20 protein-coding genes and 1 pseudogene are annotated in these 22401 nt (G+C 67.7%); 15 read left to right on the forward strand and 6 right to left on the reverse strand.

The features are described 5' to 3' along the window. Positions 1-169 precede the first annotated feature (169 nt). Positions 170-565: a WhiB family transcriptional regulator gene (locus tag BN4346_RS31630; protein WP_067971115.1), complete on the forward strand. Its 396-nt coding sequence runs from the start codon at positions 170-172 to the stop codon at positions 563-565. Between the two features lie 83 nt (positions 566-648). On the opposite strand, the gene BN4346_RS31635 is transcribed toward BN4346_RS31630, so the two are convergent. Continuing rightward, positions 649-1101, reverse strand: a complete 453-nt coding sequence (locus tag BN4346_RS31635) for a metallopeptidase family protein (protein WP_208863283.1) — start codon at positions 1099-1101, stop codon at positions 649-651. Between the two features lie 93 nt (positions 1102-1194). Between BN4346_RS31635 and BN4346_RS31640 the strand changes: the two genes are divergently transcribed. Genes BN4346_RS31640 through BN4346_RS31665 form a run of 6 tightly spaced genes read left to right on the forward strand, consistent with a single transcriptional unit; the run spans position 1195 to position 7526 of the window. Continuing rightward, positions 1195-1635: a DUF3499 domain-containing protein gene (locus BN4346_RS31640; RefSeq protein WP_208863227.1), complete on the forward strand. Its 441-nt coding sequence runs from the start codon at positions 1195-1197 to the stop codon at positions 1633-1635. Positions 1636-1693: 58 nt separating this feature from the next. Further along, positions 1694-3109 (forward strand): phosphomannomutase/phosphoglucomutase, encoded by a 1416-nt coding sequence (locus BN4346_RS31645; RefSeq protein WP_067970662.1) that lies wholly within the window; start codon positions 1694-1696, stop codon positions 3107-3109. Then, entirely contained in the window at positions 3106-4242 is a 1137-nt protein-coding gene (locus BN4346_RS31650) for a TobH protein (RefSeq protein ID WP_096867494.1), read from the forward strand. The genes BN4346_RS31645 and BN4346_RS31650 overlap by 4 nt, the downstream gene beginning before the upstream one ends. An 8-nt stretch (positions 4243-4250) precedes the next feature. Beyond that, a complete protein-coding gene (manA, locus tag BN4346_RS31655) occupies positions 4251-5504 on the forward strand; it encodes a mannose-6-phosphate isomerase, class I (protein ID WP_067970664.1) in 1254 nt (417 codons plus the stop codon). 1 nt (position 5505) lies between these two features. After that, entirely contained in the window at positions 5506-6447 is a 942-nt protein-coding gene (locus BN4346_RS31660; RefSeq protein ID WP_067970667.1) for a cation diffusion facilitator family transporter, read from the forward strand. A 5-nt stretch (positions 6448-6452) separates the two neighbouring features. Next, positions 6453-7526, forward strand: coding sequence for a type I-U CRISPR-associated protein Cas7 (locus BN4346_RS31665; protein ID WP_067970669.1), 1074 nt, complete (start codon positions 6453-6455; stop codon positions 7524-7526). Between the two features lie 77 nt (positions 7527-7603). Here the strand turns inward: BN4346_RS31665 and BN4346_RS31670 are convergent, their stop codons facing one another. The 4 genes from BN4346_RS31670 to BN4346_RS31685 form a co-directional block, all read right to left on the reverse strand. Continuing rightward, positions 7604-8827, reverse strand: a complete 1224-nt coding sequence (locus BN4346_RS31670) for an FAD-dependent oxidoreductase (protein WP_067970671.1) — start codon at positions 8825-8827, stop codon at positions 7604-7606. Positions 8828-9040: 213 nt separating this feature from the next. Next, positions 9041-10039 carry a PPE family protein gene (locus tag BN4346_RS31675; protein WP_067970673.1) on the reverse strand — a complete coding sequence of 333 codons (999 nt, stop codon included), beginning with the start codon at positions 10037-10039 and terminating at the stop codon, positions 9041-9043. Positions 10040-10212: 173 nt separating this feature from the next. Beyond that, positions 10213-10908, reverse strand: coding sequence for a hypothetical protein (locus BN4346_RS31680; protein ID WP_154677568.1), 696 nt, complete (start codon positions 10906-10908; stop codon positions 10213-10215). Positions 10909-11434: 526 nt separating this feature from the next. Continuing rightward, complete coding sequence (locus tag BN4346_RS31685; RefSeq protein WP_067970677.1) at positions 11435-12355, reverse strand: alpha/beta fold hydrolase; 921 nt, start codon at positions 12353-12355, stop codon at positions 11435-11437. 53 nt (positions 12356-12408) lie between these two features. Between BN4346_RS31685 and BN4346_RS47625 the strand changes: the two genes are divergently transcribed. The 8 genes and pseudogenes from BN4346_RS47625 (at position 12409) to lpqB (ending at position 20766) form a co-directional block, all read left to right on the forward strand. After that, entirely contained in the window at positions 12409-12570 is a 162-nt protein-coding gene (locus tag BN4346_RS47625; RefSeq protein WP_154677569.1) for a hypothetical protein, read from the forward strand. A 49-nt stretch (positions 12571-12619) separates the two neighbouring features. Beyond that, a complete protein-coding gene (locus BN4346_RS31690; RefSeq protein ID WP_067970679.1) occupies positions 12620-13834 on the forward strand; it encodes an alkane 1-monooxygenase in 1215 nt (404 codons plus the stop codon). Further along, positions 13834-14463 (forward strand): TetR family transcriptional regulator AlkX, encoded by a 630-nt coding sequence (gene alkX, locus BN4346_RS31695; protein ID WP_067970680.1) that lies wholly within the window; start codon positions 13834-13836, stop codon positions 14461-14463. Before BN4346_RS31690 ends, alkX begins: the two co-directional genes overlap by 1 nt. A 76-nt stretch (positions 14464-14539) precedes the next feature. Continuing rightward, positions 14540-15997 (forward strand): adenosylhomocysteinase, encoded by a 1458-nt coding sequence (ahcY, locus tag BN4346_RS31700; RefSeq protein ID WP_067970682.1) that lies wholly within the window; start codon positions 14540-14542, stop codon positions 15995-15997. A 69-nt stretch (positions 15998-16066) separates the two neighbouring features. After that, the gene (locus tag BN4346_RS31705) at positions 16067-16708 is read left to right on the forward strand and encodes a dTMP kinase (RefSeq protein WP_067970684.1); all 642 of its coding nucleotides are present in this window, start codon (positions 16067-16069) and stop codon (positions 16706-16708) included. Between the two features lie 52 nt (positions 16709-16760). Beyond that, positions 16761-17447: a two-component system response regulator MtrA gene (mtrA, locus tag BN4346_RS31710; protein ID WP_013829915.1), complete on the forward strand. Its 687-nt coding sequence runs from the start codon at positions 16761-16763 to the stop codon at positions 17445-17447. Positions 17448-17469: 22 nt separating this feature from the next. After that, positions 17470-19003, forward strand: a pseudogene (gene mtrB / locus BN4346_RS31715) (MtrAB system histidine kinase MtrB). Between the two features lie 26 nt (positions 19004-19029). Next, the gene (lpqB, locus tag BN4346_RS31720) at positions 19030-20766 is read left to right on the forward strand and encodes an MtrAB system accessory lipoprotein LpqB (protein WP_096867497.1); all 1737 of its coding nucleotides are present in this window, start codon (positions 19030-19032) and stop codon (positions 20764-20766) included. A 16-nt stretch (positions 20767-20782) separates the two neighbouring features. Here the strand turns inward: lpqB and BN4346_RS31725 are convergent, their stop codons facing one another. Then, entirely contained in the window at positions 20783-22216 is a 1434-nt protein-coding gene (locus BN4346_RS31725; RefSeq protein WP_096867655.1) for a WS/DGAT/MGAT family O-acyltransferase, read from the reverse strand. Between the last annotated feature and the right edge of the window lie 185 nt (positions 22217-22401).

Raw genomic sequence — 22401 nt, forward strand, 5'->3', positions numbered from 1 at the left:
CTTGACCGGGCTGATCAACCCGTGTCTAATCACACTAGTGTCATTTCCCGGTTGGCCAACCGATTTCGGTGTCGCAGACCGAGATTCGACCACATGTTCGAATCGGGTGGTCAATATCTTCCGATTCGGCCGACATATCACGATCGCGCTACAGGTGAGGAGGCGGAGCATGTCCTATGAGCACCTTTGGGGCGTGATGGGGGGAGCACCGCACGCCGGTGCCGAAATGGCCGAAATGGCTGGGCCCAGTGGGCTTGAGGCGATGCCCAGCCGGCCGCATCTGAGTCTGGTTCCCGAGCCTGAGGACTACGACGAGTTCGAGCCGTTCGACCCGGCGTCGGCCACCAACGAGCAATGGCAGGACCGTGCGCTGTGCTCGCAGACCGACCCTGAGGCGTTCTTCCCGGAAAAGGGCGGCTCGACCCGGGAGGCCAAGAAGATCTGCCAGCGGTGCTCGGTTCGCAGCGAGTGCCTGGAATACGCCTTGGGGCACGACGAGCGCTTCGGTATCTGGGGTGGGCTTTCCGAGCGTGAGCGCCGCCGCCTCAAGCGCGGCATTATCTGAGTCTGCGTTCTGTCGCTTCGGGCGACCCACTGCGCCCGGCTGCGCTGGGGGCACCTCCCGCTTGCGGGGGAGGATCGCACGGGTCAGTCGTCGATCGTCGGGTCGATGACGGTGGGCTCGACATCTAAGTAGGTGGCGACTTGGGCCACCAGAATCTCGTGCAATAAATCACCGAGCTCTGTGCTGTCGTTCGCGCGTTGCTCGATCGGCTTGCGGAACAGCAAGATTCGGGCGCGCGTCGGATTGCCCCGAACATCCACCCCGGCGGGAATCAAACGGGCCAGCGGAATTGGTCCGTCCGCGACCACTTCTGGCGGCCACTGCACGCTGTCGGGATCCTTGGCAGCGATCCGCGGGATCTCATCGACCGCGACATCGAGAGCCGTCAACCGTTGCTTCCACCGTTGTTCGATCGGCTCGTAGGCCTCCAACACCGCCATGTCGAAGCGCTCCGCGCGGGTGCGCCAGCCCGGGACGGTTGGCGGCAACAGCGGCCCGCGGGTTTCGCGGCCGCGCCTGCGGCGACGCGTGGCGATCACGCAGAAGATGGTAACGGTTGTGCATAGGGTGCCGGCCCATTGCGCGTGTCCGGCGCCGCGGGGGCGCGCGGCCACGATAGCCTCACGGGCGTGAACGTTCCCCGCCGTTGCTGCCGGCCAGGGTGTCCGCACTATGCGGTGGCGACGCTGACGTTCGTCTACTCGGACTCCACCGCCGTGGTCGGCCCGCTGGCGACTGCCGCTGAGCCGCATTCCTGGGACCTGTGCTTCAGCCACGCAGGCCGGATCACCGCCCCGCGCGGCTGGGAACTGGTCCGTCATCCCGGCCCCTGGGTGTCCCCGGAAGAGGATGACCTGATTGCGCTCGCCGAGGCGGTTCGCGAACGCGAATCCGGGCGGGCGGCCCCGGCCAACGGGTGGTACCCGCAGGGCAATCCGGTCGACTCCCCGACCCGGCCAGCGCCCGCCGCTGGACCCGGTGGTGGTGTGCTGGCACCTCCCGGTCCGCCCGGCAAGACCAATGGTCGGCGCCGTGGCCACTTGCGTGTGTTGCCAGACCCGTCGGACTGATCGCCGGTTCCGGGCTAGGCTTGAGCGTCAAGAGTCCACTGCGTCAGGAGCCCTGTCCATGTCTCGGCCCGCTGCGGCTGTCCACCGTGTGATCAAGGCGTACGACGTACGCGGCCTGGTCGGTTCGGAGATCGATGAATCCCTCGTCACCGAGGTCGGGTCTGCGTTTGCCCGGCTGATGGCAGAAGAAGGGGCCCGGCAGGTGGTGATCGGCCACGACATGCGGGACAGTTCGCCAATGCTGTCGGCGGCGTTCGCCGAGGGGGTGGTTGCCCGCGGTCTGGATGTGGTCCGGATCGGGCTGGCGTCGACCGACCAGCTCTATTTCGCCTCCGGGGCGCTGGACTGCCCGGGTGCGATGTTCACCGCCAGCCACAACCCGGCCGCCTACAACGGCATCAAGCTCTGCCGGGCGGGTGCCAAGCCGGTGGGTGCGGACAGCGGCCTGGGCCGGATCCGCGATGAGCTGATCGCCGGTATCGACCCGGTCGGCGACGGCCACGGATCGCGCGGCAGCATCACCGACCGCGACGTGCTGGCCGACTATGCGGCATTCCTGCACTCGCTGGTCGACATCTCCGGTCTGCGTCCGCTGCGGGTGGCCGTGGACGCCGGCAACGGGATGGCGGGCCACACCGCGCCGGCGGTGTTCGGATCGGTTGGTGCGATCACGCTGCTGCCGCTGTACTTCGAGCTGGACGGCAACTTCCCCAACCACGAGGCCAACCCGCTGGATCCGGCAAACCTGGTGGATCTGCAGGCATTCGTGCGCGAGCAGGGCGCCGACATCGGCCTGGCCTTCGATGGCGACGCCGACCGGTGCTTCGTGATCGACGAGCGCGGCGAGCCGGTGTCGCCGTCGGCGGTGACCGGTCTGGTGGCAGCCCGTGAATTGGCCCGCGAGCCCGGTGCGACGGTGATCCACAACCTGATCACCTCGCACGCCGTGCCGGAACTGGTCACCGAGCGCGGCGGCACTCCGCTGCGGTCGCGGGTCGGGCACTCCTTCATCAAGGGGCTGATGGCGCAGACCGGGGCCATCTTCGGCGGGGAGCACTCGGCGCACTACTACTTCCGGGACTTCTGGGGCGCCGACTCGGGCATGCTGGCCGCCCTGCACGTTCTGGCCGCGCTCGGCGAACAGCAGCGGCCGCTGTCGGAGCTGACCGCCGACTACCAGCGTTACGCGGCGTCCGGAGAGATCAATTTCACCGTCTCCGATGCGCAGGCCTGCGTGGATGCGGTGGTCTCCTCGTTCGGTGACCAGGTGTCCGTGGACCACCTCGATGGCGTGACCGTCGACCTGGGTGCGGGCAGCTGGTTCAACCTGCGCAGCTCCAACACCGAGCCGCTGCTGCGGCTCAACGTCGAGGCGCCCGACGCTGCCGCGGTGGACGCGGTGGTGGCCCAAGTGTCCGAAAAGATCGCCCAGCAAGGCCGAGCCGTCGGCGCCGCGGAGAAGTCGCGTCCGTGACCGCGTTCTCCGGCTCGTTCTCCACCGTGGACCTCGATGACACCGAGGCCCTGCTGGCGGCTGACCGCGACGGTGCGCTGTGGGCCACCGCGATGGCCGGGGCGCAGGTACGCGCCACCGCCGCAGCCGTCGATGAGGGCGCCTTGGACGGCGTGCGCAGCGAGAGCCGTGACTACCCGCCGCGGACGATCATCTGGCTGTCCACTCGCGGTACCGCGGCTACGGCCGGGAGCCTGCTGGCCGCCACCCGCGGCGATTCGGCGCGCGCACCGCTGGTGCTGGCCGCCGAGGCCCCGCCGTGGATCGGGTCGCTGGACGTACTGATCGTCGCCGGCGACGACCCGGGCGATCCGGCGCTGGTCGCCGCGGCCGCGGCTGGAGTACGTCGGGGCGCCCGGGTGGTGGTGGTCGCGCCCTATGAGGGCCCGCTGCGTGACGCCACCGCCGGCCGGGTCGCCGTGCTCGAACCGCGGATCGCCGTCTCGGCGGAGTTCGCCCTGCCGCGCTACCTGGCCGCCGGGCTGGCCATCATGGACGCCCTGGAGGTGGCGGCCGCACCGACCGACTTGGGCGCACTGGCCGACGAGCTGGACGCCGAGGCGCTGCGCAACAGTGCCGCGCGTGAGCTGTTCACCAACCCGGCGAAGATGCTGGCGAACCGCATCGTCGGCCGCGACATCGCGTTGGCCGGTGACTGTGCGGCGACCCTGGCGCTGGCGCGGCACGGCAGCGCGGTGATGCTGCGGATCGGCCGGACCACGGTGGCGGCGAGCGGGCTCGCCGACGCGGTGAGTGCACTGCGGGCCCGGTCCGGTGGTGGCCGCGACGTCGCCGACATCTTTCACGACGAGCAGATCGACGGCCCGGCCGTGGACCGGTTGCGGGTGCTGGCCCTGACGCTGGCCGCCGAGCGGACCGTGGTGGCGGCCCGAATCAACGGCCTGCACGACGTCGACCTGGTTGCCGCCGGGGACGTGCCGGTGGCACCGGGCGCCGCGGAGGAAACCGCGAACCCGGCTGTGCCGGTGGTGGGGCTGACGCCGACCGGCCCGGGCCGGGCCGAACAGCAGCTTGCGGTGTTGGCGGTGCGGTTGGAGATGGCCGCCGCCTACGTGCGACTTTTGCGGGGTTGACGGGAACAGTGGAACAACTACGCGGTGCGATACGGACCTACGCCTGGGGCTCGAGGACAGCTATCGCCGAGTTCACCGGTCGGCCGGTTCCGGCGGCGCATCCCGAGGCCGAGCTCTGGCTGGGTGCACACCCGGGAGATCCGGCCTGCCTGGAGACCGACACCGGCGAAGTGTCGTTGCTCAAGGTTCTGACCCGCGACCCGGAGGGCCAGCTGGGCCCGGTGGCCCAGGCACGCTTCGGTGACCGGCTGCCGTTCCTGGTCAAGGTGCTGGCCGCCGACGAGCCCTTGTCGCTGCAGGCCCACCCCAGCGCCATGCAGGCGATCGAGGGCTACGAACGCGAGGAGCGGCTCGGGGTCCCGGTATCCTCGCCGATCCGCAACTACCGCGACACCAGTCACAAACCGGAACTGCTGGTGGCGCTGCAGCCATTCGAGGCGCTGGCCGGCTTCCGGCCGGTGGCGCGCACCATCGACCTGTTGCGGGCGCTGGCGGTGTCCGACCTGGATCCGTTCATCGACCTGCTCGGCGGCCCGTCCGGCAACGGTCAATCCGATGTGCAGTCCGACGCCGACGGACTCCGGGCGCTGTTCACCACCTGGATCACCGCACCCCAACCCGACCTGGACGTGTTGGTGCCCGCCGTGCTCGAAGGAGCCATCCAGTACCTCAGTTCCGAGGCCGGCGAGTTCTCCGCCGAGGCCAAGACGGTGCTCGAACTGGGGGAGCGGTATCCCGGGGATGCCGGGGTGCTGGCCTCGCTGCTGCTCAATCGGGTCAGCCTGGCGCCCGGCGAGGCCATCTTCGTATCGGCCGGCAACTTGCACACCTACCTGCATGGCGTAGGCCTGGAGGTGATGGCCAACTCCGACAACGTGCTTCGTGGCGGACTGACGCCCAAGCACGTCGACGTCCCCGAGTTGCTGCGGGTGCTGGATTTCACCCCCACCACCGAGGAGATGCTGCGGCCGGCCACCTATACCGACGGACTCGAGGTGGTCTACCAGACCCCCGCCGAGGAATTCGCGCTGTCGCGCCTGAAGCTCGACGGCACCCACCTCGGCCACGAGGTGGACGCGCCGGCGCGCCATGACGGTCCGCAGATTCTGCTGTGCACCGAAGGCTCAATCACCGTGCACGCCAAGTCCAAGACGCTGACGTTGCACCGGGGCGAGTCGGCCTGGGTGCCCTGCGACGACGGGCCGATCCGGCTGCTCGCCCAGAAACCGGCCGCCGTATTCCGGGCGACGATAGGCCTCTAGGGTGTCGTCCTCCGGTAGCGCCAAGGCCATCGTCGCGGCCCTGACGGCCAACGGCGGTATCGCGGTGGCGAAGTTCGTCGGCTACCTGGTCACCGGCAGCGCCGCCATGCTTGCCGAAGCGGTGCACTCGGTGGTCGACACCTCGAATCAGGCGCTGCTGCTGTTCGGCCAGCGGGCCGCCACCAAGGCGCCCGACGCGCTGCACCCATTCGGGCACGGCCGCAGCCGCTACTTCTGGTCGTTCGTGGTGGCGCTGGTGCTATTCAGCCTGGGTTCGATGTTCGCGCTCTACGAGGGCTACGAGAAGGTTCGCCACCCGGTCGAGTTGAGCTCACCGGTGGTGGCGATCGCGATCCTGGCGGTAGCGATCGGGTTGGAGACCTACAGTTTTCGGACTGCGATCACGCAGTCGCGCCCGTTGAAGGGTCAGGGCAGCTGGTGGCGGTTTCTGCGTACCTCCCGCAATCCCGAGCTTCCGGTAGTCCTGTTGGAGGACACCGCGGCGCTGATCGGTCTGGCGCTGGCGCTGATCGGGGTGGGGCTGAGCGTGGTCACCGGAAACCCGGTGTGGGACGGCGTGAGCACCCTGGGCATCAGTGCGCTGCTGGGTGCGGTCGCCGTCTTCCTGATGGTGGAGATGCACAGCCTGCTGATCGGCGAAGGCGCCACCGCCGCCGAGGACCAGGCCATCCGCGCCGCCGTGGAGGGAACCGAGAACGTCACCCGCCTGATCCACATCCGGACCCAGTACCTGGGCCCGGACGAGATGCTGGTGGGAGCCAAGATCGCGTTGGCGCCCCAGCTCGACCTGGCCGGCGTCGCGGCCACCATCGACGCCGCCGAAGCCAACATCCGCGCGGCTGTCCCTGCGGCGCTGGTCATCTATCTCGAGCCGGATCTGGACCGCACTCCTGTGCCACACTCGGTGGAGCAGAAAGGTTGATCGCTTTGTCCAAACTGTCCTACCGACAGCTCACCGCCGCGTGCCAGGCCGGCGGCGGGAGCACCCTGAGCGTGTCCACCGAGCTGGCGCCGGCCGGGGGAGCCCACGCCGCGGTCAGCCCGGCCCCCCGCGCCGGGCGCTCTGCGTCGGCCGCCGAGACCCGGCTGATCGATGGGGTACCGACCGCGACGGTGCTGATCGATGACAACCAGAGTCAGGTCCAGCGCGTCGAAGCCGCGATCCTGCAGGGCATCCGTGATCAGCATCCACTGTTGAGCCTGGTGCCGCGGATGGAAGTCTCCTACGACGGCGGCCGGTTGGTGTATACCGATCTTGAGCTGCCGCAACGGATTTTCGACGGACACTTTCTCACCGGCTCCATCGACGGCAAGCCCGCGATCGCCCACCCCGCCTACCGAGTGGCCCGCGAGAGCACGCCAGACAATGCGCGTGCGCTGTTGGAATTGAGCCCCGGCAGTTTGGTGTTCGGTGCGATCGACGCCGCCCTCGGCACCGGCCAAAGCCGTTTCCGCGGAGTGCTGTCCGGCGAGATCATCGGCGTACTCGTCGACGGTGCATCGGCGGACTCTCGTGCAGTGTCCGACACCGGTGTGTGCTGTAGCCGGATCCTTCGCACCCAGGTGCTCAGCTTCGCCGCACTGCGGCAACTGCGGTTCGACTGTGGCCCGGCCGGCGATGAGGCGGGCCGCGTCCTGCTGGCCGCCTACGCGCTGGCCGGGTTGGTGCGTTCCAACGCCGAACTGAGCATCCGGGCCAACTGCGATCTGGTGGAGACCGGCCCCACCACACTCAAACTCGATGCCCGCGACGGGGAATTCGTCGAGTTGGCCGCGTTGTCGATCGCCGAGGCCGACAAGCTGCTGGAGCGGGCCCTGGTTGAGGCCTACCGGGAAGCCGACATCACCTGGCGCGGACAGGTGCTGCACGTCACGGGAAATTCCGCGGCCTACGCGGCCGCCCAGAACGGCGGAGCGCCGCGGGACACACCGGTGGTGCATGCGCCTCGGCGGTTTCGGTTTCCGCACTTCATCGAGAGCCGGCTGAGCACTCCGAACTGAGTCACCGAGATTCGGCGATGGACGCCCGCAAGGAGGTAACAGCGCACCGGATCCTGGTTTCTAGGTCCAGCCCCCTTTCAGCGCCGTGCGAATTCCGGCGCGCGTTCGGAAAATGGACCAACGGCGATAATCAGACCGAAGACGGCTTGCACCAGGGGATTGCGCCCGAGGATCTCCGTCAACCGAGACGGGCGATGATCCGACCGAGGATCGGAGTTGCGGTTCGCGACGATTCTTGCGTGCAGCATCCCCTGCACAGTTTGAACGATCACGGTGGGCAGTGTGCGTCGCAGTTGGATCCGTGCCAAGTGACGAGTGGACAGCCTGCCAGTACGCAACGGCGGCGCGAGAATTCGCGCTGCCGCTACGGCATCGGCGATCGCCAGGTTGATGCCGATTCCGCCGGCTGGCGACATCGCATGCGCGGCATCGCCAATGAACAAGATACCTTTGCCGTACCACCTACGTAGCCGATTCATTTGTACGTCAAGGAGTTTGACCTCCTCGAATGACGTGAGTTCGCCGACCCGATCAGCCATGCATGGTATCAACGAGGTGATATCGCGCTGCAACGCTTCGATTCCCCGGGCACGTAGGGCAGCGTCTTGCCCTTTGGAGATCTGGAGTCCGATCTGGTAGTAGTCGCCGCGGTTGGTCGTGACGCATCGGCGGTCGATGTGCGCCACCCCGGACAGCTCCGCGGGGTCGTCGAGACGGCGTGGCAATCGAAACCACCAGATGTCCATCGGCACATCGAAGCTGCGCGGTACCAAGCCCATTGCGGAACGCAACGTGGATGAGCGGCCATCGCACGCGACGGTCAGGTCAGCACGGAGTTGCCCAACGACGCCGTCCGGGCCTCGGTACCGGACCCCTACGACACGGCCGTCGTGGCGTAGTGGCCCGACCACCTCGACGTTGTGCACCAGTCGAAAGGTCGGCTTTGCCGCTCCGGCGGTGGCTAGCAGGTCCAAGAATTCCCACTGCGGCACGATCGCGGTGCGTCGCTCCGTACGGCCGGCCTCGTTTCGCCCGCGCCCGAACCACCGGAGATTGCCGGTGCCGCTGAGGCTGTCGAGGTCTTGGCGGGGAAGCTGGGCGAACTGCTCTGCCAACCCCATATCGTCAAGCACCCGCTGGGTGCTCACGTGGACGGTGTCGCCGCGGAAATCGCGCAGGAAGTCGGCATGTTTCTCCAGCACGATCACAGCTATGCCCGCGCGCGACAGCAGCACCCCCAACATCACGCCGGCCGGACCGCCGCCGGCAATGACACAGGTCGTCGACTCCGGAATGGTCATTCTCTCCCTTTCACCGGCAGGTGGCTCGCTTGGTTTTTCTCGTGGTTGTCGTGTCCCAGCCCAGTCGGTGCGCGTCGCACGTCGAGGTCGCCGGCCATTGGGGTTCGGGGCACCAGTGGGCCCGCATCGGTGCCGCGCAACGTGAGTAGGCCGCTCGCTTCACATCCAGAAGCCCGGTCTGCCGTACTGAAGCCGAGAATCCCGGCAGTACGATCAGAGGAGGCCGTGGGCTTGATCGCCACATCGGCGGGAAGAGCTTCTGGTTGAGGTCGCGATCGGGCTGTCTGTGGTTGCCGGCGACGGTGGTAAGTCGACGGGCTCGGCCGCAACGGCCTCTGCGCCACTAGGTAGTGCTGCGAGCGCGGCCAACCCCGCGAAGGCGCCCAGCGGCACGGTCGCTAAGAAGGCCGCCACGCTGCTGATCAACGCCGGCCCCAATAGGGGCACAGACTCCATCAGCACGAACAGGACCACGTGAAATTCGACCAGGGCTACGGCGAACAACCCGACCGGGATTGCCAGTTCGCTTGGCGCAGCCGACAAGAATCCTTGCGCCACCGCGATCACGTTGGCGAGGCTGCGCAGATGGCCTTCTGACAGCAACGAGGCAAGCGGCGATTCTCGGATCCACGTGATAATCGAGTTCACCAGCTGCTTTACCTCCTCGGCGTAGCCCGGCGCTGCTCGGCCCGTACTGACCAGGTGCGGTGCTGGCAGAGCTGGTGGTGTCGATGCCAATGCCGCCGCCGCGACCGCCTCGTAGGTAGTCATGGTGGTAGCGGCTTGGATCCACATGCGCGCGTAGTCGGCCTCGTTGACCGCGATGGGGAGGGCATTGACGCCGAAGAAATTGGTCGCCACCAGTACCGCGTGCGTGGCGTGATTGGCGGCCAGTTCTGCGAGAGTCGGCATGGTGGCTTCCGCTGTGGTGTAGCCGCCTGCCGCGACTTCGTGGGCAACGGCCATCGCCGCGAAACCAGCTGCGGTTTGCCGCAACGACGACGCGTAGGCGGCGTGCGCGGTCAGGTAAGCGTCCGCGGCCGGGCCCTGCCACACGGCGGTTCGGATTGTTCCGATGAGTCCGACAAGCTCGTCAGCCGCGGCGCCGTACTCAACGGAGAGGGATTTCCATGTCCGCGCTGACGCCAGCAGCGGACCTGAGCCGGGCCCGCTGAACAGCGCCTGCGCATGGACCTCGGGCGGGAATGCCATCCATATCGGCGTATTCACCAGGGGTCACTCCAGGCCATATGCAGCGCTCCTTGGATCACCGGATCGGTCAGTGGCTTCGATGCAAAAGGCAAGGGGCCGAGTCCATTCCGGACCGCAGCTGGAGAAGCTGGCTGCCGCTTGTCAGCGGGGCCTTTCGCCTCAACCGTGGCCGATCAGAAGAGGCTGAACCAGTCAGTGGTGTTCGCCACGCCCACCAAGTCGTCAATATCGACCGCAGGCGTCAGATTGAGATTGAGGAACGGTGTCAGTATCAGCATCGCGGTCGGGTCGTCATCGTGCTCCAAGATCACAACCTTGAACCAGTCCCAATGGTTCACCACGGTGATCAGCCAGGCGTTCTCGAGCGCTGACCCGGGGTCCACACCGTCGATGTTGACAGTGGGAGGGACCACGTCGCCGAGGGTCAGATGTGTTCCGGTGACACCCAGCATCGACGTGTAGTTGCCCTCGGCGAATCTGTCACCCAGTGGCTCGGCAGACGCTGGTCGATCCCACAGGCTATCGGCGTCAACGATTGTCAGACCGTCGGTGCCTCCGGACGAATAGAGCCAGTCGAACAGTCCGGGCGGGCGGTCGCCGTGCACGAAGTCTTGAATTGCCCGCAGGTTCATGTCCTCGACGTACCGCATATTGGGGTACATGGCCGCCAATTCGGTGGCGGTGGGGTCGGGGCCGCCGGGCACGTTGGTGATTCGTGGCTCGAACCTGACTATGCCGTCAACTTCGCGGACCGTGAGCTCAGTCGTCGCCGAACCGGTGTCTGCGTAGGCGGTAGCGGCGAAAGCGATAGCCACAGAGGCGATTTGCACTGCTCCCGCCACGGTTTTGGCCACGGTCTTGGTAGTCAATTGATTTCCTCGCATTCGTTTCATTCGGTGTCTACAACGGCGACTGCAGCTGCCAGAGCGTTCGGCAGCAAGGCGCTGCGTGGTGAACGGCGTTGTGCGGCAGAGGTGTTAGGTGACGGCGCCCCCTTCGGTCGCCTCGAACGTCCCGCTGCCAGATTAATGATAATGAAAATCATTGTCAATAATGACTGAGCGTGAGATTAGGACTGGGCTCGGCAGGGGGCCTGGAGCGATGCAGCGCCGCCCCATCGGCCGGGCAGGTCTTCGCTCGGAACATGCAGGGACACAACGCTGAAGGTTCACGCCGACGTGGTCGGCTAGAACCTCAACAGCGCTAAGGGGGAGATGGGATTCACCGTCGGCCGGCCGGGGATTTCTCGGCCCTACCGGCGAATGCGGGTGCGCGGTCGGCGATCAGCCAGGCGGCTCGATGGCGGCGATCAATCCGCCCTGCGGCCCGTGACCGCCCGCGGCCGACGGCAGGTCCCGAGTTGGGCGAACAACTCCCGGATCGATTGCGGCGCGGTCATGGTGTCGGCTCGGCCGGCTCGCCCCAGGCCTGTAGCAAGGTGCACAGAATCTCTTCGGCGCGGCCTAATCCGGCCAGATGGCTCTCCCCGGGAATCGGGTGGAGCCGGGCGTCGGGAAGCAGCGCCACCGCATGTTTGCCGTGGGAGAACGGGACGATGTGGTCGGCGTCGCCGTGCCACCAGTGCACCGGCACCTTCACGTCGGCGAGCCGGAAGCCCCAGGGGCGGGCGAACAGGATGACATCGGCGATCGGCGCGGCGAGCTGCTTGCGGGAACCGTTGAGCAGGTCGTCGAGGAACATCGCCTTGAACTCCGGGCGGGACAGCATCTCGCGGTCGCCCTCGGGGGAGAACCGTGCGTAGAGCTCCAGCGCTGGCGAGGCCACCGGCCGGACCATTCGAATCAGGCCCGCGGCCAGCACGCTGATCGGTCGCCCGGCGTGGTCGAGTACCGGCTCGGCGAGCCGGGCCAGCCGCATCAGGTTGCTGTCGATGGCTTCGGGGCCCACCGCCGGGGCGACGCCGCCCAGCACGCCGGCCGCCACCACCCGGTTGGGCATGGCCGCCGCGCATGCCAGCGTGTAGGGGCCGCCACCGGACAGTCCGATGACCGCCATCTTGTCGATCCCGAGCGTGTCGGCCACGGTGCGCAGGTCGTCGGCGAACTGGGACACCGTCTCGTACTGGAACGGCGTGGAGGAACCGATGCCGGGCCGGTCCACCCCGATCAGGCGGATGTTGGCTTCGGTGGCATACAGCCGTGCCTCGATGGGAATCTGCCGGCGGGCGCCGGGGGTGCCGTGCAACCAGAACATCGCCCGGCCCTGCGGGGCACCGAATTCGGCGAAGCCAAGCTGACGGTCCTCGCCGACCGCGATGTTCCCCTCCATCTGAGGACGGGCGATGTCATAAGCCATGTCCGGAGTCTGGCACGCGCCCAGCAGCCAGATTCCCCAAGGTCGCAGGCTCGATGATCGGCATCAACATTTCGGTGGGCTGCGCGCGGCCGAGCAACGTCGCCGAAGGCATCGCGCAGGTGATGAACCACATGGTCACCAGCCGGGCCAATACGTGGCGCGCCATCTCGAATGTACAAAATGGCATCAAATGTCTAGACAGCAGACGTATGTAGATGTAATGTCCAGCGGCGATAGTGGTTGAACTCACAAGGAGGGCCGTGGATGAGCACCCAGAGCGCCGAGGTGTGGCGGGACAAGAAGCGATACCTCTGGTTGATGGGCCTGATCGCCCCGACGGTGATGTTCACCCTGCTGCCGTTCGTCTGGGCGATGAACCGGTTCGGCTGGCAGCTGGCCGCGCAGCTGCCGTTCTGGATCGGACCGATCCTGGTCTACGTGCTGCTGCCGGCGCTGGATCTGCGGTTCGGCGCCGACGGGCAGAACCCGCCCGATGAGGTGATGGCGGCGCTGGAGAACGACCGGTACTACCGCTACTGCACCTACGCCTACATTCCGTGCCAGTACGCCAGCCTGGTCCTGGGCGCCTACCTGTTCACCGCCACCGATCTGAGCTGGCTGGGATTCGAGGGGTCTCTGGGCTGGTTCGCCAAGATCGGGCTGGCGCTGTCGGTGGGCACCTTGGGCGGGGTCGGCATCAACACCGCGCATGAGTTGGGGCACAAGAAGGATCGGCTCGAACGTTGGCTGTCCAAGATCACCTTGGCGCAGGTCTGCTACGGGCACTTCTACATCGAGCACAACCGTGGCCACCACGTACGTGTCGCGACCCCCGAAGACCCGGCGTCGGGCCGGTTCGGCGAGACCTTCTGGGAGTTCCTGCCCCGCAGCGTCTTCGGCGGTCTGCGTTCGGCCTGGCAGCTGGAGGCCGCGCGGTTGCGCCGGTTGGATAAGGGGCCGTGGCGATTGTCCAACGACGTGCTCAATGCCTGGCTGATGTCGGTGGTGCTGTGGGGCGTGCTCATCGCGGTGTTCGGCCCGGCGCTCATCCCGTTCGTCGTCATCCAGGCCGTCTACGGCTTCTCGCTGCTGGAGTCGGTGAACTACATCGAGCACTATGGTCTGCTGCGTCGGACTCGTGCCAATGGCCGCTACGAGCGCTGCACGGCCGAACACAGTTGGAACTCCGACCATCTGGTGACCAACCTGTTCCTCTACCACCTGCAGCGGCACAGCGACCACCACGCCAACCCCACCCGGCGCTACCAGACGCTGCGCAGCATGGTCGAGGCGCCGAACCTGCCCAGCGGCTACGCGTCGCTGATCGGGCTCACCTACCTCCCGCCGCTATGGCGCGCACTGATGGACCACCGGGTGCTGGCCCATTACGGCGGCGATATCACCCGGGTCAACATCGACCCGCGTCGGAGAGCGAAGATCCTGGCCCGCTACGGCGCCACCGAGCCTGCGGCGGCCTGATGCCAGCGGCTAATCTCGCGGTGGTGAAACGCATCCCCTACGCCGAGGCCTCCCGAGCGCTGCTGCGCGACTCGGTGCTCGATGCGATGCGGGACCTGTTGACCCGGCGGGATTGGTCATCGATCACGCTGGCCGCGGTGGCCGAGGCGGCGGGGGTCAGCAGGCAGACCATCTATAACGAGTTCGGCTCGCGCCAGGGATTGGCGCAGGGCTATGCGATCAGGCTGGCTGACCGCCTGGTCGATGCCGTAGACAGAGCCATGTCCGACAACGTCGGCGACATCCACGCCGCGTTCCTGGAAGGGTTCCGGTCCTTTTTCTCCGATTCTGCGGCCGACCCGCTGGTGATCTCGCTGCTGACCGGAGCCGCCAAGCCGGACCTGCTGCAGATCATCACCACCGACAGTGGTCCGATCATCACCCGCAGCTCAGCGCGGCTGACATCGTCGTTCATGCACAGCTGGGTCCGGGTCAGCGAGGACGACGCCGGAATCCTGGCCCGGGCCGTCGTGCGCCTGGCCATGAGCTATGTCTCCATGCCGCCGGAAGCCGACCACGATGTGGCCGCCGACCTGGCCCGACTGTTCACCCCGGCGGCACAGACCTACGGCGTCGTCGACGCCGAATGACCCGACCGAGCAGACTTCGGCCTGCGCCGGTAGCTTGTAGCGGAGCCAATTCACCGAACCTAACGGGGGCGTACTGATGAGTTTGACCGCGGACAGCCGCAACGGCATCGACTACAAGGTCGCTGACCTGTCGCTGGCCGAGTTCGGCCGCAAGGAGATCCGGCTGGCCGAGCACGAGATGCCGGGCCTGATGGCATTGCGTCACGAGTACCACGGGGTCAACCCGCTCAAGGGCGCCCGCATCACCGGTTCGCTGCACATGACCATCCAGACCGCGGTGCTCATCGAGACCCTGGTCGACCTCGGCGCCGAGGTCCGTTGGGCGTCGTGCAACATCTTCTCCACCCAGGACCACGCTGCCGCGGCCGTCGTCGTCGGGCCGCACGGCACCGTCGAGGAGCCCAAGGGCACCCCGGTCTTCGCCTGGAAGGGCGAGTCGCTGGAGGAGTACTGGTGGTGCGCTGAGCAGGCTTTGACCTGGGACGGCGAGCCGGTCAACATGATCCTCGACGACGGCGGCGACGCCACCATGATGGTGCTGCGCGGTGCCCAGTACGAGAAGGCCGGCGTGGTTCCGCCCGCCGAGGACGGCGACTCCCACGAGTGGAAGGTCTTCCTGGCCCGGCTGCGCGAGCGGTTCGAGACCGACAAGACCAAGTGGACCAAGATCGCCGAGTCGGTCCAGGGCGTCACCGAGGAGACCACCACCGGCGTGCTGCGGTTGTACCAGCTGGCCGCCGCGGGTGAGCTGGTATTCCCGGCGATCAACGTCAACGACTCGGTCACCAAGTCCAAGTTCGACAACAAGTACGGCTGCCGGCACTCCCTGATCGACGGCATCAACCGTGGCACCGACGCACTGATCGGCGGCAAGAAGGCGCTGGTCTGCGGCTACGGCGACGTCGGCAAGGGCAGCGCGGAGTCCCTCAAGGGCCAGGGCGCGCGGGTGACCGTCACCGAGATCGACCCGATCAACGCGCTGCAGGCACTGATGGAGGGCTACGACGTGGCGACCGTCGAGCAGGCCATCGGCGACGCCGACATCGTCATCACCACGACCGGCAACAAGGACATCATCACCCTCGAGCACATGAAGGCGATGAAGAACCAGGCCATCCTGGGCAACATCGGCCACTTCGACAACGAGATCGACATGGCCGCCCTGGAGACCTCCGGCGCCGTGCGCGACAACGTCAAGCCGCAGGTCGACGTGTGGACCTTCCCCGACACCGGCCGCTCGATCATCGTGCTGTCCGAGGGCCGGCTGCTCAACCTGGGCAACGCCACCGGCCACCCCTCGTTCGTGATGAGCAACAGCTTCTCCAACCAGGTGATCGCGCAGATCGAGCTGTGGACCAAGGGCGACGAGTACGACAACGAGGTCTACCGGCTGCCCAAGCACCTGGACGAGAAGGTGGCCCGCATCCACGTCGAGGCCCTGGGCGGCACGCTGACCAAGCTGACCAAGGATCAAGCCGAGTACATCGGCGTCGACGTCGACGGCCCGTACAAGCCGGACCACTACCGGTACTGATTCGATGCCGACTGTGCGGTTTCGTACGCAACACACCGTAGGTGGCGTACGAAACCGCACACTCGCGCCATGCTGATCGCGATCGAAGGCGTTGACGGCGCCGGGAAGAACACCCTGGCCCAAGGGTTGCGCACGGCCTTCGAGGGGGCTGGTCAGTCGGTGGCCACGCTGGCGTTCCCGCGCTATGGCGTCTCGGTGACCGCGGATGTGGCCGCCGAAGCGCTGCACGGCCGGCACGGCGATCTGGCCGACTCGGTGTATGCGATGGCGATGTTGTTCGCATTGGATCGCGCCGGAGCCAAGGACGAGATCGACGCGCTGTGCCGCGGAAACGACGTGGTGATCCTGGACCGGTACGTCGCCTCCAGCGCTGCCTACAGCGCCGCCCGGCTGCACCAGGACGCCGCCGGGGAGATGGTGGGCTGGGTACGCCGGCTGGAATTCGAGCGGTTCGGGCTTCCCGCCCCGGACTGGCAGGTGTTGCTCGACGTGCCCACCGAACTCGCCGCGCAGCGGGCCCGGCGCCGCGAGGACCAGGACGCCGCGCGTACCCGGGACAGCTACGAGCGCGACGACGGTCTGCAGCGGCGCACCGGTGCGGTATACCGCGGGTTGGCCCGGGCCGGGTTTGCTGGACGCTGGCAGGTAGTCGGCCCGACGGTCGACGCGGCCGCTCTGGCGGCCGATCTGACTGCACAAATGCGCGGGTAACTCGGCGAAACGCGCGTGTGATAGCCGCGTTTTATCTCGATCTGGTGACACCATGTACGCCATGAGGCAAAGGATTCTTGTCGTCGACGACGACGCGTCGCTGGCCGAGATGCTCACCATCGTGTTGCGTGGGGAGGGTTTCGACACCGCGGTCGTCGGTGACGGCACCCAGGCGCTCACCGCCGTGCACGAGCTGCGGCCCGACCTGGTGCTGCTGGACCTGATGCTGCCCGGCATGAACGGCATCGACGTCTGTCGGGTGCTGCGCAAAGACTCGGGTGTGCCGATCGTGATGCTCACCGCCAAGACCGACACCGTCGATGTGGTGCTTGGGCTGGAGTCGGGCGCCGACGACTACATCATGAAGCCGTTCAAGCCCAAGGAGCTGGTGGCCCGGGTGCGGGCCCGGCTGCGCCGCAACGATGACGAGCCGGCCGAGATGCTCTCGATCGCCGACATCGACATCGACGTGCCGGCGCACAAGGTGAGCCGCGGCGGGGAGCAGATCTCGCTGACCCCGCTGGAGTTCGACCTGTTGGTGGCGCTGGCACGCAAACCGCGGCAGGTGTTTACTCGTGAGGTGCTTCTCGAACAGGTCTGGGGATATCGCCATCCGGCTGACACCCGGCTGGTGAACGTGCACGTCCAGCGCCTGCGGGCCAAGGTGGAGCAAGACCCGGAGAACCCGACTGTGGTGCTGACCGTCCGAGGAGTGGGTTACAAGGCCGGACCTCCGTGATCCCCACCGGGGAGCGGCTGCGGTGATCTTCAGCTCCAAACGGCGCCCCCGGCGATCGGGTCCACTGCTGCTCGGCGTGAATACACTGCGCCGCGCGGTGCAGGTTGCCTGGCGTCGTTCGCTGCAACTGCGGGTTGTGGTGCTGACGTTGGGCATGTCGGCTGCGGTCATTCTGGGTCTGGGGTTTGTGTTGACCAGCCAGATCACCGATCGGGTGCTGGACGTCAAGGTCCGGGCGGCCACCGAGCAGATCGTGCGGGCGCGGGTCACTGCCGGTGGCATCGTCGGCGGTGAGGAGGCCCGTTCGCTGACGTCGAGTCTGCAGCTGGCTCGCAACACGCTGATGTCCAAGACCGACCCGGCAGCCGGCAGCGGTACCGCAGGCGCGTTCGACGCGGTGCTGGTGGTGCCCGGTGAGGGGCCGCGCGCGGCGACTACCGCCGGGCCGGTGGATCAGGTTCCGGCCGGACTGCGTGAATTCGTCAAGGCCGGTCAGGTCAGCTACCAGTACGCGACAGTGCACGTCGAAGGCTTTTCCGGGCCGGCGCTGGTGATCGGTACCCCGACGACGTCGCGCATCACCAACCTGGAGCTGTACCTGATTTATCCGCTGGGCACCGAACGCAACACGATCGCCATGGTGCGCGGCACGATCGCCACCGGCGGCTTGGTGCTGCTGGTGCTGCTGGCGGGCATCGCTTTGCTGGTGTCGCGGCAGGTGGTGCTGCCGGTACGGTCGGCGTCGCGGATCGCCGAACGTTTCGCCGAGGGCCATCTGTCCGAACGGATGCCGGTGCGCGGTGAAGACGACATGGCCCGGCTGGCGGTGTCGTTCAACGACATGGCCGAGAGTCTCTCGCGGGAGATCACCCAGCTCGAAGAGTTCGGCAATCTGCAGCGCCGGTTCACTTCCGACGTCAGCCACGAACTGCGTACCCCGTTGACCACGGTGCGGATGGCCGCCGACCTGATCCACGACCACAGCGACGACCTCGAACCCTCGCTGCGGCGCTCGACCGAGTTGCTGGTCAGCGAGCTGGATCGGTTCGAGTCGCTGCTCAACGACCTGCTGGAGATCTCCCGCCACGACGCCGGTGTGGCCGAATTGTCGGTGGAGTCGGTGGACCTGCGCTCGACGGTCAACAGCGCCCTGGAGAACGTGGGTCACCTGACTGCCGATGCCGGCGTCGCGCTCAAGGTAGACATGCCTGGCGATCAGGTGATCGCCGAGGTTGATCCGCGTCGGGTGGAACGCATCCTGCGCAACCTTCTGGCGCGCCGACCCGTCGCGGGTGCGACGCTCGGGCGGGACCGGGTTGGGCCTGGCGATCAGCGTGGAGGACGCCCGGCTGCATCAGGGCCGGCTGGAGGCCTGGGGCGAGCCGGGCAAGGGGGCGTGCTTCCGGCTCACCCTGCCACTGGTGCGCGGACACAAGGTCACCACCAGCCCGCTGCCGATGAAGCCGGTGAGCGCCGCCGAGCGTCGGGAGCGTCGTCAGCGGGCCCGCGAGCACGCCGAGTGGGGGCACCGCCCGCTTGCGGGGGAGATCGGATGATGCCCCGCAACAGGACCGCAACCCGGATGCTGGCGGTGGCAGCGCTGGTCGGCGCGCTGGCAGGGGGCGCCGGGGTGCCCAGCACGTCGGCGCCGCAGGCGATCGGCACGGTGGACGCGCCGCCGCCGTCGGTGCTGCCCAAGCCCACCCCGGGCATGGATCCCGATGTGCTGCTGCGGGAATTCCTCAAGGCGACCGCCGATCCGGCCAACCGGCATCGGGCGGCGCGGCAGTTCCTCACCCAGGAGGCCTCCGACTCTTGGGACGACGCCGGTAGCGCTTTGCTGATCGACAACGTGGTGTTCGTCGAGACGCGTAGTGCGGGCCGGGTGGCGGTCACGATGCGCGCGGACATGCTGGGGTCCTTGTCGGACATGGGGGTGTTCGAGACCGCTGAGGGCGCCCTGCCTGCGCCGGAGCCGATCGAGCTGCTCAAGACCCCCGACGGCTGGCGCATCGATCGGCTGCCCAACGGGGTGTTTCTGGACTGGCAGCAGTTCCAGGCCACCTACAAACGCAACACGCTGTACTTCGTCGACCCGACCGGCAAGACGGTGGTTCCCGATCCCCGTTACGTGGCGGTGTCCGATCCCGACCAGCTGGCGACCGAACTGGTGTCCAAGCTGATCGCCGGCCCCCGTCCTGAGATGGCCGGTGTGCGCAACCTGTTGGCGCCGCCCCTGCGGTTGCGCGGGCCGGTGACCCGCGCCGACGGCGGCAAGAGCGGGGTGGGCCGCGGCTATGGCGGCGCGAAGATCGATCTGGACAGTTTGTCGGCTACCGACCCGAACACCAGGAAATTGCTTGCCGCGCAACTTATCTGGACGCTGTCCCGAGCTGACATCAAGGGTCCCTATGTGATTGACGCCGGCGGTGCGGCGCTCGACGACAGGTTCCCCGACGGGTGGACCACCTCCGATGTGGCCACCACCGATCCCGGCGCCTCCGACGGCGCCGGTGCGGGAATACACGCGCTGGTGGGTGGATCGCTGCTGGTGCTGGACGGGCAGCAGGCCAATCGGGTCCCGGGAGCGTTCGGCCGGGAGCCGGATCAGGAGTCGTGCGCGCTATCGCGCAATGGCCGCCAAGTGGCCTCGGTGGTGGTGCACCCCGGTGACCCGGAGGCCACCTTGTGGATCGGCGACCTCGGTGGCGAGGCGGTGCAGGCGGCCGAGGGGCACACCCTGTCGCGGCCGAGCTGGTCGCTGGACGAGGCCGTGTGGGTGGTGGTCGACGGCAACAATGTGCTGCGGGCCATCCAGGAAGTCGCGACGGGCCGCCCGGCCCGCATCCCGGTGGACTCCGGGGCGGTCTCCGCGCGGTTCCCCGGACCGATCAGCGAGCTGCAACTGTCCCGTGACGGCACTCGGGCGGCCATGGTGATCGGTGGGCAGGTGATCCTGGCCGGCGTCGAGCAGATGCCCGGCGGCCAATTCGTGCTGCACTACCCGCGCCGGTTGGGCTTCGGGCTCGGCTCCTCGGCGGTGTCACTGAGCTGGCGCACCGGCGACGACATCGTGGTGAGCCGGTCCGATCCGAAACATCCGGTGTCCTACGTCAACATCGACGGGGTCAACTCCGATGCGCCCAACGGCAACCTTCAGCTACCGGTGTCGACGATCGTGGCCGACCCGTCCACGGTCTATGTGGCCGATCCGCGCGGAGTGCTCGCACTGTCATCCGCGGCGGCCGAGGACGAGCAGAGCTGGTCGCCGCTGGGGCCGTTCATGGTGAGCGGTGCGCTGCCGGTACTGCCGGGCTGAGCGGCAGGACCGGCAGCTAGCCAGCGCCGATGAGGGGTTGGCGAGAGCGCCTGCTCTTGCTGGTCTTGCGCCGCTTGGCGCTGACCACCAGGCGAGCCACCGCGGCTTCGATGCTGCGGGCGAACTCGTCGATGTCGGGCATGGTGTCGTAATCGGCCAGGATGCCGAAGAACAGGTTGTCGGTGTAGCTCAGCATCGCGACGCCGGTGCGCAGCTGCAGCGCGATCGGCGGCACCGGCAGAATCTCGAGAACCCGCCGGCCCAAGATGTGCAGCGGCAGCGACGGCCCGGGGACATTGGTGGCCACGGTGGTAACGCTGTGCTGCGGCAGGCGGGTCAACAGCCGAACCGCCCACGCGGTCAGCGGGAACGGCAGATGGTTGGTCGCGGTGACCAGTGCGCTGCCGGCCTGACGTTGCCCGGTGCCCTTGGTTCGGCGCAGCCGCGCGTGCACCAGGTGCAGCCGCCGCACCGGGTTGTCTTCCTCCACGGGCAGGAGCGGCAGCATCAGCGAGACCCGGTTGTCGGTGTGGCCGGAGGCATCCTGGGCGCGGGTGGACACCGGCACCAGGGTGCGCAGCGTCTGCGCGACCGGGCGTTCGCCGCGGCGGTCCAGCACGCCGCGGTAGGCCTCGGTCAGGGCGGCCAACGCGACATCGTTGACGGTCACGTCGAACGCTCGGCAGATCCGGTTGACGTCATCGAGGGACACCGCGGCCGAACTGTACCGGCGCAACGCGCTCATCGGCCCGTTCAACGAGGTGCTGCCGCCCGGTCGCAGCAGTCCCGCCGACAGTTCGACGGTGCCGCGGGCGGCGCGTACCGCGGCGGCCCCGATCGCGGTCGAGACGTGCCAGAGTTCGGCAGCCCAGCTCACCGGATTGAGGCTCACCGCGTGCAGCCCGAATTGGACGGGGGCCGAATTGTTTTCGTCGCCGCCGCGAAGGTGGCCGGTGAAGCTCGACACCCCTTCGCCCGCGCCGCTTTCGTCGCACAGCCCGGTGAACAGGTGCGATGTTGCGATCCCGTCGCCGACGCACTGGTGAACCTGGATCAGCATCGCCCACCGGTCGTCGGCGAGTCCTTCAATGACCCAGATGTGCCACAGCGGCCGGTCCCGGTCCAGCCGGCGGGCCATCTGGTCGGCGACCACACGGAACAGTTCGGCGTCGCCGCCGGGATGCGGCAGGGCAATCCGTCCGATGTGGTGTGCCATGTCGAAGTCGGGGTCGTCCACCCACTCCGGCGGTGCCAGGTCGAGCGGGTGCGCCTGCAGTTTCTGGGCGAACCGCCGGCAGCCGCTGATCCGGGCAGCGAGGGTGGAGACCAGCGAGGCGTAGTCCGGCACCGGACCTTCCAGGACGACCAGGGCGCCGATGGCCAAGCTGGCGTGGCGGTCGGAGTCTTCGGCTTGCAGAAACCCCGCGTCCAGGGTCGTCAGCTGCTCCACGATGCGTCCTCCTGCCCGCGCCCCGTTCTCATGGTCCGCCCGCATCGCGGATGAAGGCAGGGCCAGAAGTCCCGAGTCGACGGCGAAGGTGCGGGTCTTCGTGCCCTGGTCGGACCGGTGGGGCGCAGAGGATCGTGAAAAGGGCAGGTCCTCTTGGGCTCGGCGGGAAGTGGGCCCGGGACCGC

Source organism: Mycolicibacter icosiumassiliensis, from assembly GCF_900078685.2.
In the GTDB taxonomy this organism is placed as follows: domain Bacteria; phylum Actinomycetota; class Actinomycetes; order Mycobacteriales; family Mycobacteriaceae; genus Mycobacterium; species Mycobacterium icosiumassiliensis.